The sequence below is a fragment of the Butyrivibrio sp. AE3003 genome (assembly GCF_000686065.1).
Classification (GTDB): Bacteria; Bacillota; Clostridia; order Lachnospirales; family Lachnospiraceae; genus Butyrivibrio; species Butyrivibrio hungatei_A.
Map to the genome: position 1 here is coordinate 235,967 of NZ_JMLX01000001.1, position 13,601 is coordinate 249,567.

Annotated in this window: 20 protein-coding genes; all 20 read left to right on the forward strand. The window is 42.3% G+C overall.

Going from position 1 to position 13,601, the window contains the following annotated elements:
* The first annotated feature begins 18 nt into the window (after nucleotides 1-18).
* The 20 genes from CD00_RS0101100 (at nucleotide 19) to CD00_RS0101195 (ending at nucleotide 13,567) form a co-directional block, all read left to right on the forward strand.
* Nucleotides 19-714, forward strand: a complete 696-nt coding sequence (locus tag CD00_RS0101100; protein ID WP_034461896.1) for a hypothetical protein — start codon at nucleotides 19-21, stop codon at nucleotides 712-714.
* 44 nt (nucleotides 715-758) lie between these two features.
* Nucleotides 759-1,379 carry a class I SAM-dependent methyltransferase gene (locus tag CD00_RS0101105; RefSeq protein WP_026654237.1) on the forward strand — a complete coding sequence of 207 codons (621 nt, stop codon included), beginning with the start codon at nucleotides 759-761 and terminating at the stop codon, nucleotides 1,377-1,379.
* A 52-nt stretch (nucleotides 1,380-1,431) separates the two neighbouring features.
* Complete coding sequence (locus CD00_RS19665; protein WP_081811802.1) at nucleotides 1,432-2,127, forward strand: NUDIX hydrolase; 696 nt, start codon at nucleotides 1,432-1,434, stop codon at nucleotides 2,125-2,127.
* 264 nt (nucleotides 2,128-2,391) lie between these two features.
* Nucleotides 2,392-2,550 carry a hypothetical protein gene (locus tag CD00_RS20980; protein WP_330370263.1) on the forward strand — a complete coding sequence of 53 codons (159 nt, stop codon included), beginning with the start codon at nucleotides 2,392-2,394 and terminating at the stop codon, nucleotides 2,548-2,550.
* Nucleotides 2,551-3,252: 702 nt separating this feature from the next.
* Complete coding sequence (locus CD00_RS0101120; protein ID WP_026654239.1) at nucleotides 3,253-3,825, forward strand: HD domain-containing protein; 573 nt, start codon at nucleotides 3,253-3,255, stop codon at nucleotides 3,823-3,825.
* A 28-nt stretch (nucleotides 3,826-3,853) separates the two neighbouring features.
* Nucleotides 3,854-4,624: a class I SAM-dependent DNA methyltransferase gene (locus tag CD00_RS0101125; protein ID WP_026654240.1), complete on the forward strand. Its 771-nt coding sequence runs from the start codon at nucleotides 3,854-3,856 to the stop codon at nucleotides 4,622-4,624.
* Nucleotides 4,625-4,694: 70 nt separating this feature from the next.
* Complete coding sequence (locus CD00_RS0101130; RefSeq protein WP_026654241.1) at nucleotides 4,695-5,135, forward strand: DUF5680 domain-containing protein; 441 nt, start codon at nucleotides 4,695-4,697, stop codon at nucleotides 5,133-5,135.
* Nucleotides 5,136-5,480: 345 nt separating this feature from the next.
* Nucleotides 5,481-5,864, forward strand: a complete 384-nt coding sequence (locus CD00_RS0101135; protein WP_026654242.1) for a VOC family protein — start codon at nucleotides 5,481-5,483, stop codon at nucleotides 5,862-5,864.
* A 53-nt stretch (nucleotides 5,865-5,917) separates the two neighbouring features.
* Nucleotides 5,918-6,490 carry a rhomboid family intramembrane serine protease gene (locus tag CD00_RS0101140; RefSeq protein WP_185750362.1) on the forward strand — a complete coding sequence of 191 codons (573 nt, stop codon included), beginning with the start codon at nucleotides 5,918-5,920 and terminating at the stop codon, nucleotides 6,488-6,490.
* Between the two features lie 17 nt (nucleotides 6,491-6,507).
* Nucleotides 6,508-6,984 (forward strand): pyridoxamine 5'-phosphate oxidase family protein, encoded by a 477-nt coding sequence (locus tag CD00_RS0101145; RefSeq protein ID WP_026654244.1) that lies wholly within the window; start codon nucleotides 6,508-6,510, stop codon nucleotides 6,982-6,984.
* A gap of 89 nt (nucleotides 6,985-7,073) precedes the next feature.
* Entirely contained in the window at nucleotides 7,074-7,712 is a 639-nt protein-coding gene (locus tag CD00_RS0101150) for a methyltransferase type 11 (protein ID WP_026654245.1), read from the forward strand.
* A 130-nt stretch (nucleotides 7,713-7,842) separates the two neighbouring features.
* A complete protein-coding gene (locus tag CD00_RS20005; protein ID WP_185750363.1) occupies nucleotides 7,843-8,004 on the forward strand; it encodes a hypothetical protein in 162 nt (53 codons plus the stop codon).
* Entirely contained in the window at nucleotides 7,973-8,509 is a 537-nt protein-coding gene (locus CD00_RS0101160) for a hypothetical protein (protein WP_026654246.1), read from the forward strand. Before CD00_RS20005 ends, CD00_RS0101160 begins: the two co-directional genes overlap by 32 nt.
* A 231-nt stretch (nucleotides 8,510-8,740) precedes the next feature.
* Nucleotides 8,741-9,247 carry a 2-dehydropantoate 2-reductase gene (locus tag CD00_RS16730; protein ID WP_242838898.1) on the forward strand — a complete coding sequence of 169 codons (507 nt, stop codon included), beginning with the start codon at nucleotides 8,741-8,743 and terminating at the stop codon, nucleotides 9,245-9,247.
* A 3-nt stretch (nucleotides 9,248-9,250) separates the two neighbouring features.
* Entirely contained in the window at nucleotides 9,251-10,075 is an 825-nt protein-coding gene (locus CD00_RS0101170) for a Cof-type HAD-IIB family hydrolase (protein ID WP_026654247.1), read from the forward strand.
* 36 nt (nucleotides 10,076-10,111) lie between these two features.
* Nucleotides 10,112-11,137, forward strand: a complete 1,026-nt coding sequence (locus tag CD00_RS0101175; protein ID WP_034461897.1) for a S66 peptidase family protein — start codon at nucleotides 10,112-10,114, stop codon at nucleotides 11,135-11,137.
* A 39-nt stretch (nucleotides 11,138-11,176) separates the two neighbouring features.
* Nucleotides 11,177-11,998: an alpha/beta fold hydrolase gene (locus tag CD00_RS0101180; protein WP_026654249.1), complete on the forward strand. Its 822-nt coding sequence runs from the start codon at nucleotides 11,177-11,179 to the stop codon at nucleotides 11,996-11,998.
* Nucleotides 11,988-12,683 carry a 2-phosphosulfolactate phosphatase gene (locus CD00_RS0101185; protein WP_026654250.1) on the forward strand — a complete coding sequence of 232 codons (696 nt, stop codon included), beginning with the start codon at nucleotides 11,988-11,990 and terminating at the stop codon, nucleotides 12,681-12,683. Before CD00_RS0101180 ends, CD00_RS0101185 begins: the two co-directional genes overlap by 11 nt.
* A 16-nt stretch (nucleotides 12,684-12,699) precedes the next feature.
* The gene (locus tag CD00_RS0101190) at nucleotides 12,700-13,143 is read left to right on the forward strand and encodes a GNAT family N-acetyltransferase (RefSeq protein WP_026654251.1); all 444 of its coding nucleotides are present in this window, start codon (nucleotides 12,700-12,702) and stop codon (nucleotides 13,141-13,143) included.
* Nucleotides 13,144-13,189: 46 nt separating this feature from the next.
* The gene (locus CD00_RS0101195) at nucleotides 13,190-13,567 is read left to right on the forward strand and encodes an SdpI family protein (RefSeq protein WP_026654252.1); all 378 of its coding nucleotides are present in this window, start codon (nucleotides 13,190-13,192) and stop codon (nucleotides 13,565-13,567) included.
* Nucleotides 13,568-13,601: the final 34 nt, after the last annotated feature.

The following is a 13,601-nucleotide window of genomic DNA, read 5'->3' on the forward strand; positions in this document are numbered from 1 at the left end:
ATAATGGAGCAAAGAACAATGAAGAAGATTTTATTTATCGGAAACAGCCACACATATATGAATGACATGCCGGAGCTTGCAAGGCGCATGATCGAGGATGCGACGGGAGAAGCGTGCGAAGTGTTTGCACTTGCATATTCCGCAAGGCCGCTTAAGTGGCACTTGGAAGAGGAATACTTTGCTGTGCGGTTTAATATTTTGCATGGCGGGTATGACTACTGTGTTATTCAGGAGCAGGCGCATCCTATGCCTCCCGAGAAGGATACGGTAGAGTGCGCGGACAGGATAATCAAGTTGTGTAAAAAAGTAGGTACCGAGCCGATTATTTTTGAAACCTGGGCGGAGAAGGCAAAGTCTGAAAATCAGGCAAAGATGAATAAAAGATATAGGGCAATTGCAGAGCAGCAGGGAGTGACATTGGCGCCAATCGGAGAAGTATGGGAGCGTGTGCTGAATATGCTTTCTGATATACCCGAGGCAGACCTTTATTACCGCGACGGTGCTCATGCATCTGCCGTCGGTGATTATCTGGTTGCTACAGTTCTTACCAAAGTGATTACAGGTAAACTTCCGAAAGAAGATTTTTTGACCGCGTTCGACTTTAGTCTCCCCGATGATGAATGGTTGCATGTAAAAGAAAACGTGGAAGAGGAGACTACGTGCCTGCCGCGAGAGGTGGTGCAGGCGATCAGAGACTGTGCGGAGTTGGACTGAGACTTAATTAAAAAGACATTATAGAGAATGACAGGAGGAAACAAATGCTAGACAACAAGGGATTTAACTTATGGGCTGACGGCTATGACAAGGCGGTAGGTATTTCAGAGGAGGCAAATACCTATCCGTTTGCGGGATATAAGAGCGTTCTTGGTGGCATTTTTGATGAGATTATGCACAAAGAAAAGGCTGCTGTTCTGGACATTGGATTTGGGACGGGAACGCTTACGACCAAGCTTTATGAGAATGGGTGTGACGTGTACGGACAGGACTTTTCTCAGAGGATGATCGAGCTTGCAAAAGAAAAAATGCCCGATGCGAATTTGTATCAAGGCGATTTTTCAAAGGGGCTTGTTACGGAGCTTAGTGCGCGCAAGTATGATTTTATCTTGGGAACATATTCGTTGCACCATTTGACGGATGAGAAGAAGGTCTTTTTCTTCAAAGAATTACAGGATCTTCTTGATGAGGGCGGAAAGCTCCTAATCGGAGATGTGGCGTTTGAGACGAGAAGCGAACTTGAGAAGTGCAAAGAAGAGGCCGGCAGTGCCTGGGATGAGGATGAAATCTATTTTGTGATAGATGAACTTCGCAAGGCGTTTCCTGAGCTTGAGTTCGAGCAAAAGTCGTATTGCTCGGGGATTATAAGTATAAGTAAGAACTGAAGATGGTGTGGGCTGTAAGGAATGAGTTTTGTCGTTCGGAGGGAGGAAAGGTATGGCCACAACAGAGTTGGTTACAACAAATTGGTTTCTTATATTCTGGGATATAGTCAATTTGATACTTAGATTGATTATTTTAGCAGCGATTGTTATGGGAATTATCAAAGGTGCTCGTTATATAAAGAAAATTATTAAATTCATTGATAAAGCTGAGAAATACATTGATGAAAAAGATACAGCTAATTTTTCCAAAACAGAAAGAAAACTTTCAATCGCTGACTATATCAAGCTGTACAAGGAGCGCGGCTACATCATGGAGATGCGCAAGTACGTCGGACATGCACCGATTATGTCATGCTCGTGCGGAGTGATAATTGAAAATGCTGCAGGAGAGATTCTTTTACAGAAAAGACGTGACAACGGCTGCTGGGCACTGATAGGCGGTGCGATGGAAATGGGCGAGACTTTTGAAGAAGCTGCAAAAAGAGAAGTTAGGGAGGAGTCGGGGCTTTCGCTCGGAAAACTCGAAATCTTTAAGCTTTGCTCAGGACGAGATTGCATTATTGAGTACCCGAACGGAGATGTGACTTTTGGCCCGGGAATTATTTTTTTGACCAAAGAATACAGGGGTGAAATCGAAGGGGACCCCAAAGAGGTTATTGAGCACAGATTCTTCAAAAAATCGGAGATTCCTGAGAACCTGAATGGGTTCGATAAGGCAGCCATATTGGAATGGGCGAGCAGGGCTTGAGACATAATTGAAAAAGATATTTTGGAAGAGACAAGTGCCTATATATGATTTTTTTCACGGAGAATGACATGAATTGCAAGATTACTTCATTATATATTTGCGTAAAAGACATGGAGCGGGCCGTAAAGTTCTACGAAGTTTTTTTTTGCCTGCCCTGTCACTGAACGCGACGAGATATACAGCGTTTTCGACATCGGCGGATTCAGGTATGGCTTGTTTGCATATCAGAAGATGAACGAAGAGCATGTATTCGGTAGCAATTGCTTGCCAAGTGTAAGTTTTGAAAGTGTGGATGAACTTAAGGCTAAGCTTGTGGGAAAAGAAATTTGTTTTCCTTTGACTCGGATAAAGAATAATTGGGTTGCGGAGTTCGTTGATTCCGAAGGAAATCATGTGGAAGTGACTGCGCCGGTGAAGGATTGAGGAAAAGTGCAGAGATGTAATTGCATCGGTGAAGAATTGAGGGGAAGTGCAGAGATGATATTGCGCCGGTTAAGGATTGAGGGGAAGTGCAGAGATGATATTGCGCCGGTGAAGGATTGAGGGGAAGTGCAGAGATGTTATTACGCCGGTGAAGGAATGATGAGAAGTGCAGAGATGATATTGCGCCGGTGAAGGAATGATGAAAATCACAGATATGTTATCGTATCGATGAAGATGGCGGTGAGATTTTTGCACATTTTTACTACAATTATCTGCTCATAATCGAAAAAGTTGAAAAATGGTATATCAATTTATCTGCCTATATTTCGAAGAGCGAAGATAGAGGCAGTGCAAAAAACAAGAATAAAATTGTGAAATGGGTGAGATGGCCTGCTCATTTCTCATGAAGTAAGAAAATAGGCAGTGCATTTTGAAGTGAAATGGATAGAAAAAGCAGGAAAACCACTGCTTATATGTAGCGAAATGATAAAATAAGCAGAATGGAGTGCCTGCCTATATTATTAAAGGATGAGATATGAGCAGTCCGAGTGAAGGCTCACGTGGAAAAATAGCTCAAAATTCTCTGCCTAAAATATCTTAAATGATGTTCTAGGCAGAACCGGTGCAGGTAAAGTGGCTTTTTATAGCCTGATAGCGACTGCCTATTTATGGCAAACTAAAGGAAATAGCAGAGAAACTAAGATGAATGCTTCAATAATTGAAAATGCAAAAAGTTACATAGAGGAAATTTTCAGTAATAACGCGGATGGACATGACGCGGCGCATTCGATGCGGGTTTATGCAAATGCTATGAGACTGGCGGAGCGTTATCCTGGGTGTGATAGCGAGGTCGTGGCGCTTGCGGCTTTATTACATGATGTTGATGATCATAAGTTGTTTGATACGAAGGACAATGCTAATGCGAGAGCTTTTTTGACAAGTAATGATCTTGAAGAAAAAGAGATTGAGCAGATCTGTGCTATTATCAACGGAGTTTCTTTTAGCATGAACAGGGGCCAAAGGCCGGAGAGCATTGAAGGGCAGATAGTGCAAGATGCGGATAGGCTTGATGCGATTGGAGCAGTGGGAATTGCAAGAACATTTGCGTACGGCGGAAAAGTCGGAAGATCTTTGGATGATTCAATTCAGCACTTTTATGACAAGCTCTTGCTGTTAAAGGATGAGATGAATACCGAAGAAGCAAAGAAAATGGCTCTTCATCGTCATGAGTACATCAAAGGGTTTATTGAGGAGTTTAATACAGAAACTAAATAAATACATAATTGAAACGGAGAAATTAGAAATGAACGAGATAAAAATAGATTGGAACAGCATGGCAAAGGCATATGAGAAGTTTAACAATGCAGAGGATTCTTATAGCTACTGCATTGAGTGGCCGTGCATTAAGGAAATACTTCCTGATTTGAAGGGAAAGACAGTAGTGGATTTAGGCTGTGGTACCGGGATATTTACTTTTCTTTTGGAAAAGAGTGAGCCGGCGAAGATTGTAGGAATCGACCTTTCGGAAGAAATGCTTAAGATTGCGGGAGAAAAAGCCGGCGCAAACGGTTCAAAGGCTGAATTTGTGCAGCATGATGCAGCTACTTGCAAAGAGGTGATAGATGAGCCTGTCGACTTTATTTTTTCATCGACAACAAGTCATTACATTGAGAATTTGAAGCAGCTGTTTGAGAATGTGGCAAAAAGCCTTAAAGAAGGCGGGGAATGTATCTTTTCCGCGATCAATCCTGTATATTCGGCGATGTATCCTGTTGAGCATGAAGATGGTTCTTTTCCTGAGGACGAAGAGTGGAATGTCAGATACATGGACAAAGCGATGAGAGCTTACATCCAGCCGTGGCTTGAGTACAACGATGACTACGAGAATCATCTCAGCAAAAGTTATCATCATACTTTTTCGGACTATGTAAATGCCATAGTTGGTGCGGGACTGACCATTGAGAAGGTGTGTGAGCCGATGGCGCCCGAAGAATGGAAGGAAACGCAGGCTTACAGATACGAGAGCTTTGTTGAAAATCCGGTGTATATGATCATCAAGATGAAGAAGGCGTAAAACATAAGGGACCGGAATAGCTGATGAAAGGCGGAGCTGACATCAGCTTATATTAGGAGACATAAGAAAAATGGACAAGAAAATAATTGATTTTTTGATAAAAGCGAAGCAGGCAACTTATGCGGGAAAAGGTGCGGAGACTACACCGTCTAGGGAAAAATCGCATGATCTGATCTATAAAGATGGAAATTATATGTACTACGATACGTACCTTGGCGGCAATAAGTTTGCAGGCGAGGAGGCACTTTGGAGTGATGGCGAGCCGTTCGGGAGCATGAACTATGTAGGAAGAGTTATCGGAGATGGTTTTAGCGGAGATTTTCTGAAGGAAGCTCTTTTGCACGTTCCCGAGGATAAGCCTTTCAGAGGCCCTGCTGATTACAGCAACGGTGACTATAATTACAAGTGCAGCGTAGACGGCGATTTTGAGTGGTTCAGCGGAAAAGAGATCATAAGCTATAAAGGTAAGAGTGTTTACGAATGCGTATTTCATGGCGGAGCGATTGAGTGAAGGGATTGATATCGACTTCTACACGTAGAAGTATGAGGTGAGAGAATGGCTTTACGGACATAGAATCCTTAAAATCGATTTTTACACGTAGAAGTAAGCGAATGAAGGAATGGTTTTACGGACATAGAATCTTGAAAATCGATTTTTACACGTAGAAGTAAGCGAATGAGGGAATGGCTTTACGGACATAGAATCTAGAAAATCGATTTTTACACGTAGGAATAAGTGAATGTGAGAAAGATTTTACGGACATAAAGTTTGTAATTGAACATAAGTGACGTAGGTGAGGACAAGAGAGTCTATTTGGATTATGTGATGGGCTGACCATAGTTAAGGAGGTAGCAGATGAAGATAGAGCATGTAGCGATGTACGTTAATGAACTGGAGGCGGCAAGAGATTTCTTTGTGAAATATCTTGGCGGAACATCCAACGACGGTTATCATAATGAGAAAACAGATTTTAGATCGTACTTTATTTCTTTTGATGATGGGGCGAGGATCGAGCTGATGAATAAGCCTGATATGTACGATATGGAAAAAACGCTTAATCGTACGGGCTTCATTCACATTGCCTTTTCTGTGGGTAGTAAAGAAAAGGTCGATGAGCTGACTGAAATGCTTAAAGCTGCCGGCTACGATGTTGTCAGTGGCCCACGCACTACTGGTGATGGCTACTATGAGAGTTGCATCGTTGGAATTGAAGGGAACCAGATTGAAATTACAGTTTGATATTACTTGCGAAAAATATCAGTAAATATACAAATAGCGAGGATGATACGAAAGTGAAAAACAACATTTTGGCAGTCAAAATTATTATCGGTTTGTGGATTCTTTTATACTTAATAAGAAGATTTACGGATATTGATAAGTACTTGTGTGGAAAGGGTATCAACAATATAAGCGGTCAGTATTATCGCTATTTTACAGCTTCTTTCTTGCATGCAAGCTTGTTTCATGTGGTGGCAAACAGCGCGATTTTGTATTTCATCACTATCTATCTTGATGGAAAGTTGAACGGTGTTGCCATAGCTTTGCTGGGGATTATTGCAGGAACTGCCACAAATGTGATTTTTTCTTTTTCTTCGAAAAATGCTGAATATTCTGTTGGTGGCTCGGTTATTATTTTTGCGATTATTGGTTTGATGCTGATGATGCAGATTATCTGCAAGAGCTATGAGCCGTTTAAGCTTGGTACGGTTTATGCGGATTGGACGATTGGTGCAGTAGTCATAGGTAATATCATCAATGGTCAGATGAGGTGCTTTGATTTTTCAAATATCAAGATACACAGTATTTCTTTTGCAATGGGAATTGTTATGAGTTTGATCTATTACGCACTTCATGTGATTGCATAAAAAGAGGAGGGACGCATATGTTTAGAAAAATGAGAAGATTTAATCAGCAGATAACTGATGAAGAATGCATAGAAGTTCTCAAGAATACCAAGAGAGGTGTGCTTTCGCTTATAGGCGACGACGGATATCCTTACGGAGTGCCGCTTGTGCACTGGTATTGCGAAGAGGACGGTAAGATTTATTTTCACGGGGCAAAAGACGGACACAAGAATGATGCAATCAAGTCTTGTGACAAGGCTTGCTATACCGTTCACGATGAAGGCTACCGCGAAGAGGGCAAGTGGGCGCTGAACTTTAAGAGCGTTATCACTTTCGGAAGGATAAGCTTTGTGGAAGATGAAGAGAAGGCGAAGAAAATCTGCATTGCCATGGTAAAAAAATTCACGGACGACGAGGAGTTTCTTGCAAAAGAGCTCAAGTTCTTTTTCCCGCGAGTGCAGTGCTTTGAATTTACGCCGGAGCACATGACGGGAAAGAGGGTCAAAGAAGAATGATCCACAGGGACGGGGGTAGTGGACCATTTTGGAAAAGCTAAAAGAAAATGGTCCACAAACCCCGTCCCCATGGTCCAAAAGGAGTGAAGATGAAAAATCCATGGGAAGAGATTGGGCTGGACGACTACGAGAATCATATGAAGCTTGATTCCGTAAAGCAGCTTCAGACGCTTAATTCGATGATGAAGGCGCAGTTTGACGAGTATCCCGTGACTACAGCGATGGTTCTTGGCGTTGCGGGCGGAAACGGTCTGGAGCATGTGGATGGTGGCAAGTACAGCACTGTTTACGGCGTTGACATAAATGAGAAATATCTTGATGCTGTGGCGGCAAGATTTGCAGGAATGACGGATTCGGGAGTGCTTAAGCTACTTAAGGCTGATCTTATTTCTGAACCTGAGAAGTTGCCGCAGGCAGAGCTCTTGATAGCAAATCTGTTGATCGAGTACATCGGCTATGATGCTTTTGCAAAGGTGGTTTCCGCGGTGAATCCGCGCTTTGTATCTTGCGTTATCCAGATCAATGAGGATGTCTGCAACTGGGTTTCTGATTCGCCTTACATTCATTCTTTTGACAAGCTTGAAGAGGTTCATCATCAGATGGAGGAGAATGAGCTTGTTGTTACAATGAATGCGGTTGGATATTCCGAGAAAGCGAAGATGAAGGAACGCCTTCCGAACGGAAAGGCACTTGTACGAATAGACTTTGAGAATGAAGCGTTTAACTGACATGCCAAGGAGGTGTACATGAACAGTATTACCTATAGAAGATTAACGGAAAAAGGCCGTAGGAACGAGCGTAATTTCATGCAGTATAAGTTGTAATCAAAATGTTTAGTAAATAAAAAGGTAAAATTCAATGGCTTTACAAATGACTCACTTAGCGGTTGCCTTCAAGGTTGCAGAGATTTTGGAAATAGAGGATAACAGGGCGGAATATATTCTTGGATCCGTTGCGCCTGATTCTGTCTGGTTTTCGGATGCATATCTTGAGAAAAAAAATTCATTCCCACAGTTTTGAAAACTGCGGACCATGGGGCGATACGCAGTATTATGATAACTGGCTCCTGAACATAGAAGCCTTTTGGAAAAAGTACGTTGTAAGTGAGAAGGACGCGCAGACGAGAGCTTTTTTGACCGGAATGTGCGTGCACAATCTGACTGACTATTGGTACGACCTTATGGTCTGGAGTGCGCTTAAAAGAAAGATGATTCCGCCGATGACATTAGATGAGTTTAAGGAAAAGTATTATCCTGAGGCGCAGTGTTTGGATAAATGGCTCTTTAAGAATTATTATGGGGCAAAAGAGATTTTGGAGCTGCTTCGGGAGTCGAAGGAAACAGACTTTGAAGATTTCGTTACGGCTGATAATCAGGTTGCGATGAAGAGGCATCTTATTGAGAAGCAGTTCAATATTGAAGAAAGTGTCGATGTGTCTTCGAATGAAATGTTTGCGGTTAGTATGTTGAGCAGCTTCATTGATGAAGCGACAGAGAAGATATGTGAGCAGATACGAAATTATTAAAGCGAACTGCGATATTTTTCATGTGATAATTTGAAACAGTGAATATATTGAATGCGTTTAAAGATTGGAAAACGCCGATTAGATCATTGTTTTCATAGATGTTGTGATAAAGCATAATTGATAATGAGGTTTGCAAAATGAAATTTTATGTAGATTTTGATGACTGTCTGTGCGAGACGGCAAAGGCGTTTACAGTGATTGCAAAAAGGTTTTTCGGAAAAGATGTTCCGTATGAGAAGGTACGTTTTTTTTAACTTGCAACAGTCTTTTGAACTTACCGATGATGAGTACGAAAAGCTGATGCTTGAGGGGCATCGCACGGAGGAGCTTCTTTCCTATGATGAAACTCCGGGGGCTTCTAAAGTGCTTAATGAACTTATCGACAAGGGGCATGAGGTCTTTGTTATAACGGGGCGTCCGTCGAGTTCCTATGAGGCGTCAAGGAGATGGCTTGATGAGCATGGTCTGGAGCGTGCGACGCTTTATTGCCTGAACAAATACGGCAGGGACTCTTTTATCAAGAACAGCAATTTCAATCTGGAGCTTGAGGATTACTATAAGATGAGCTTTGACTATGCGATTGAGGACTCGCCGATGGCATTCAGGTTTTTTGACCATATGCCTGAGCTTAAGGTTCTTGTCATCGACAGGCCGTGGAATCACGAGTGTGAGCTACCGGGCGAGAACTACACAAGATGTTTTGACTGGGAGCAGATAAGGCGTGAGATTGGAGGATAATTATTGAGAACATTATACGTTTCAGATCTTGACGGAACTTTGCTGCAGAGCAATGAGCAGATGTCAGAATATACGAACAATACGATAAATACGCTTGTGAGCAAGGGAATGCTCTTTTCCTATGCAACGGCACGTTCCCTGATAACGGCCAAAAAAGTCACTAAAGGGCTTAACGCAAAGATACCGCTGATTGTTTATAACGGTGCTTTTATCATTGATAACGTCACAGAGGAAGTGCTTCGGGCAAATTACTTTGATGAGAGTGTGAATGATGTTTTGGAGAATCTTTTTTCACATGATATATATCCGATCGTGTATGGGATTGTTGATGGAAAAGAGAAGTTTTCTTTTGTCCCCGGGTTATGTACGAAGGGCATGAACACATTCATAAATTCCCGCGAAGGTGACATTAGGACTAATCCGATCGATGATTATAGAGACTTGAAAAAAGGAAATATCTTTTACATTTCATGCATCGATGAGACGGAGAAGCTTGCGCCGATGTATGAGGCGTACAAGCGGGATTATCACTGCGTTTTTCAAAAAGATATTTATACCGGCGATCAGTGGCTTGAGATTTTGCCCAAGGCTGCGTCAAAGGCAAATGCCGTCAGGCAGCTGCGTGAGATGATCGGCTGCGATAAAGTTGTGGCTTTTGGCGACGGCAAAAATGACATAAGCCTTTTTCAAGCCGCCGACGAAGGCTATGCGGTCAGCAATGCGCATGAGGATTTGAAGAAAGTTGCTACGGGCGTCATTCTTTCCAACAATGAGGACGGAGTGGCGAAGTGGCTTGAGAATGAAGTGGACTCTTGGGGACGGGGTTAGTAGTCCATTTTAGAGAATCTATATTTGGGAGAGACTATGAGACAACTGGTAAAGCCGCGCCGATTGAAGCCGGGGGATACGATAGCAACGATCAGCCCTTGCAACGGTTGGGCCGGAGATGAAGGCATAAAATGGAAATATGATTTAGGTGTTTCAAGACTTAGAGAATTGGGGCTTAATGTCATTGCTGCTCCAAATTCGATGAGAGGTTCCGATTATCTGGCAAAGAACCCGCAGGCGCGAGCTGAAGATATTATGTGGGCTTTCGAGAATAATGATGTGAATGCGATCATTGCCAATGTAGGCGGTTGTGACAGCATAAAGCTTATTCCCTTTATTGATCCCAAATCGATTTCCGACAATCCCAAAATATTTATCGGGTACTCCGATGTTATGAACATTCACTTGCTATGCTATAAATGCGGTCTTGCGACTTTCTACGGAGATAATCTTTTAACACAGATTGCAGATCAGGCAGGGTGGCATGAATATAGTAAAAAATGGTTTATCAAAGCGCTTTTTGACAGTTCAGCTCTTGGAAACATAGAACCTGCGGACGAGTGGACATTTGAGCCGTCTGATAATTGTCATCCGGAAAAGATCAGAAATTATTACCCAAGTAGTGGATATGAAATAATTCAAGGCCGCGGGCGAATTACAGGACGACTTTTTGGCGGGCACACGGGCATTATGGAACTTGAAGGTACGGCGATAGAGCCTGAAATTGAAGACTATGAAGACGCGATACTATTTGTTGAGGATATTCCGGAATTTTTTGACGAAGAATTCATAAGAACTTTTTTTGAGAAATTGGGAGAAAAAGAAATCCTGAACAGGCTAAATGGTATTATCATCGGAAAGGCAAATGAACAAAGCTCTTTTACAAAACAAGCCCGAGTCATAAGGCAGATTGTTTCCGGAAAGTATTCTTGCCAAATTCCTATAATGTATGGACTTAACTTTGGTCATTCTTCACCGATGTTCATTTTACCTTACGGGGCGCGGGCGGAGATTGATTGCGAAAAGAAGACATTTTCTGTTTTGGAGAGTGGAGTGAGATGAGGGGCTGAAATGCCATATTGGGACGATTGAGGAGAACTGATGGAGCATAAGACAATTAACGGAGCCGGCGGAGTAGTACATTACTGGATTTCGCGGCCAAAAGAGACATCTAAGGGAGCTATAGTTTTTACTCACGGAGTTACTGCGGATCACACAATGTTTGAGAAGCAGGTTGAGTTTTTTGATAAGGAATATACTGTGATTACGTGGGATGTGCCGCTTCATGGGCTGTCCGTAGATTACAGAGATTTCTCTTTTACAAATACAGCAAAAGATCTTAATGACATATTGGAGCAGGAGGCCGTGGAATCCGCGGCTCTGGTAGGCATGTCGCTTGGTGGATATCCGTCGCAGATGTTTGCTCATATGTATCCTGAAAAAGTGCAATGTTTCGTAGCACTTGATACTACACCTTTTGGAAAAAGATATTATTCTAAGTTTGATATGTGGTGCCTTTCGAAGGTTAAGCCGATGGCCGGGCTGTTCACTGATAAAGCGCTTCGAAAGAGCATGGCGAGATCGATATCGCTGACGGATTATTCATATAATAAAATGTTGGAAATTCTTGCGCCTATGACAAAAGCGCAGATTATCGCGCAGATGGACGTTGCGTATGGGAAGTTTGCGCAGGAAAACAGAGATATTGAGCTTAAGTGTCCTGTACTTATTTTGCTTGGAGATAAGGACAGAACAGGGAAAGTTATGCAGTATTGCAAAGCCTGGGCTGAGAATACAGGTTATCCGCTTCATATCATTGAGAATGCGTCGCATTTTTCAAACGGAGACAACGCGGAACAAGTAAATAAGGAGATTGCAGAGTTTTTGGACTCCTTGGGACGGAAGGGTGAGCATGAAGATTAGAATTTTACAAGGCGTTGAGGAGGCGAAAAAAGCAAGAGGCACAGCAGTTGTAATTGATGTGTTTAGGGCTTTTTCGCTTGAGTGTTATCTCTTTGCTTCGGGGGCTGAAAGAATATTTCCCGTAGGCGCGGTTGAGACGGCAAGACAGCTTAAGGATGTACATCCTGAGTACACTTTGATAGGAGAGAGACATGGAAGAATAATTCCCGGATTCGATATGGGTAATTCGCCTGCACAGATGGTTATTAGCATGATTAAAGACAAGACCATTGTTCATACCACAAGTGCCGGAACTCAGGGAATTGTTGCAGCGTCAATCGGTGCTGATGAGGTACTTACCGGAAGTCTTGTTAATGCAAGACCGGTTGCAGATTACATTATTAAAAAGAATCCGGATGAAGTATCTATTATTTGCATGGGAGTTAGGGGCGTTGAAGCTTCACCCGAGGATACGCTTTGCGGTGAGTATATAAAAGCTATGCTGACAGGTGAGAATATCAATATGGAAGAAGGGATTAAAGCTATCAGAAACCATAAAGAAGGAATGAAGTTTTTTGATCCGGAATTACAGGACGTTTTTCCTGCGAGGGATTTTGAAATGTGCACGGATGTCGACCGGTTCGATATGGTGCTGAAAGCCGTTAAGATTGATGATGATGTGTATGAGACGGTAGTTGCAGAGTGACGGAGTAAGGGAATCTATGGTACAACTAAAAGAAATAACAGAAGAAAATTTTATTGATGCATTTAATCTTAAGCTTGCACCGGGGCAGGAGGAGTTTGTATCGCATCCGATACGGAGCCTTGCACAGGCATATGTGTACAGGAATCAATGCCGGCCGTTTGGAATCTATGCGGAAGGGAAGATGGTCGGATATGTCATGGTGATTTATGATTATGATATTCCGGAGTATGATATCTGGCACATGATGATCGATAAAGATTGTCAGGGGCATGGTTACGGAAAAGAGGCGCTTGACCATGTGCTTGAATTTATTAAGACAAAGCCGTTCGGCGATTCGGAAAGAGTTGTTTTAACCTGTAATAAAAACAATCCTGTTGCGAGAAAAATGTATGAAGATAAAGGATTTGTGGCAACGGGAAATGAGGACGAAGACGAAATAGAACTTGCTATGTCGGTATAGTAAAATCACTATTATTGTGAAAAAAACAAATATGCGGAGGAGAAAAATGGGATTCTGGTTTTTTATGGCAATAACTGATTTGCTTTGCCCGGGAATTATGATCTTTTTTGGAAAAATGTTTATGAGAAAAGCGCCAAAGAATATAAACGGCGTGTTTGGTTATCGAACGAAACGTTCCATGCAGAATAAAGATACTTGGAATTTTGCTCACAACTATTTTGGAAAGATATGGTATATTTGCGGGCTGGTTTCAATTCCTCTTTCGATAATTCCCATGTTATTCGTGTTGGGAAAAGATTACGATCAGATCGGAACTGTTGGCACAGGTATTATTATTGCACAAATACTTCCGCTTGTTGGCGCGATGATTCCGACAGAGCACGCACTTTCGAAAAGATTTGATGAGCTTGGAAGAGTTCGATAAAGAGATTCGGATTCATTCAAATGGGGGAGTGACT

Coding starts and splice junctions, on each gene's coding strand:
- CD00_RS0101100 (WP_034461896.1), top strand. CDS start 19: ATGAAGAAGATTTTATTTATCGGAAACAGCCACACATATATGAATGAC.
- CD00_RS0101105 (WP_026654237.1), top strand. CDS start 759: ATGCTAGACAACAAGGGATTTAACTTATGGGCTGACGGCTATGACAAG.
- CD00_RS19665 (WP_081811802.1), top strand. CDS start 1,432: ATGGCCACAACAGAGTTGGTTACAACAAATTGGTTTCTTATATTCTGG.
- CD00_RS0101120 (WP_026654239.1), top strand. CDS start 3,253: ATGAATGCTTCAATAATTGAAAATGCAAAAAGTTACATAGAGGAAATT.
- CD00_RS0101125 (WP_026654240.1), top strand. CDS start 3,854: ATGAACGAGATAAAAATAGATTGGAACAGCATGGCAAAGGCATATGAG.
- CD00_RS0101130 (WP_026654241.1), top strand. CDS start 4,695: ATGGACAAGAAAATAATTGATTTTTTGATAAAAGCGAAGCAGGCAACT.
- CD00_RS0101135 (WP_026654242.1), top strand. CDS start 5,481: ATGAAGATAGAGCATGTAGCGATGTACGTTAATGAACTGGAGGCGGCA.
- CD00_RS0101145 (WP_026654244.1), top strand. CDS start 6,508: ATGTTTAGAAAAATGAGAAGATTTAATCAGCAGATAACTGATGAAGAA.
- CD00_RS0101150 (WP_026654245.1), top strand. CDS start 7,074: ATGAAAAATCCATGGGAAGAGATTGGGCTGGACGACTACGAGAATCAT.
- CD00_RS20005 (WP_185750363.1), top strand. CDS start 7,843: ATGGCTTTACAAATGACTCACTTAGCGGTTGCCTTCAAGGTTGCAGAG.
- CD00_RS16730 (WP_242838898.1), top strand. CDS start 8,741: ATGAGAAGGTACGTTTTTTTTAACTTGCAACAGTCTTTTGAACTTACC.
- CD00_RS0101175 (WP_034461897.1), top strand. CDS start 10,112: ATGAGACAACTGGTAAAGCCGCGCCGATTGAAGCCGGGGGATACGATA.
- CD00_RS0101180 (WP_026654249.1), top strand. CDS start 11,177: ATGGAGCATAAGACAATTAACGGAGCCGGCGGAGTAGTACATTACTGG.
- CD00_RS0101185 (WP_026654250.1), top strand. CDS start 11,988: ATGAAGATTAGAATTTTACAAGGCGTTGAGGAGGCGAAAAAAGCAAGA.
- CD00_RS0101190 (WP_026654251.1), top strand. CDS start 12,700: ATGGTACAACTAAAAGAAATAACAGAAGAAAATTTTATTGATGCATTT.
- CD00_RS0101195 (WP_026654252.1), top strand. CDS start 13,190: ATGGGATTCTGGTTTTTTATGGCAATAACTGATTTGCTTTGCCCGGGA.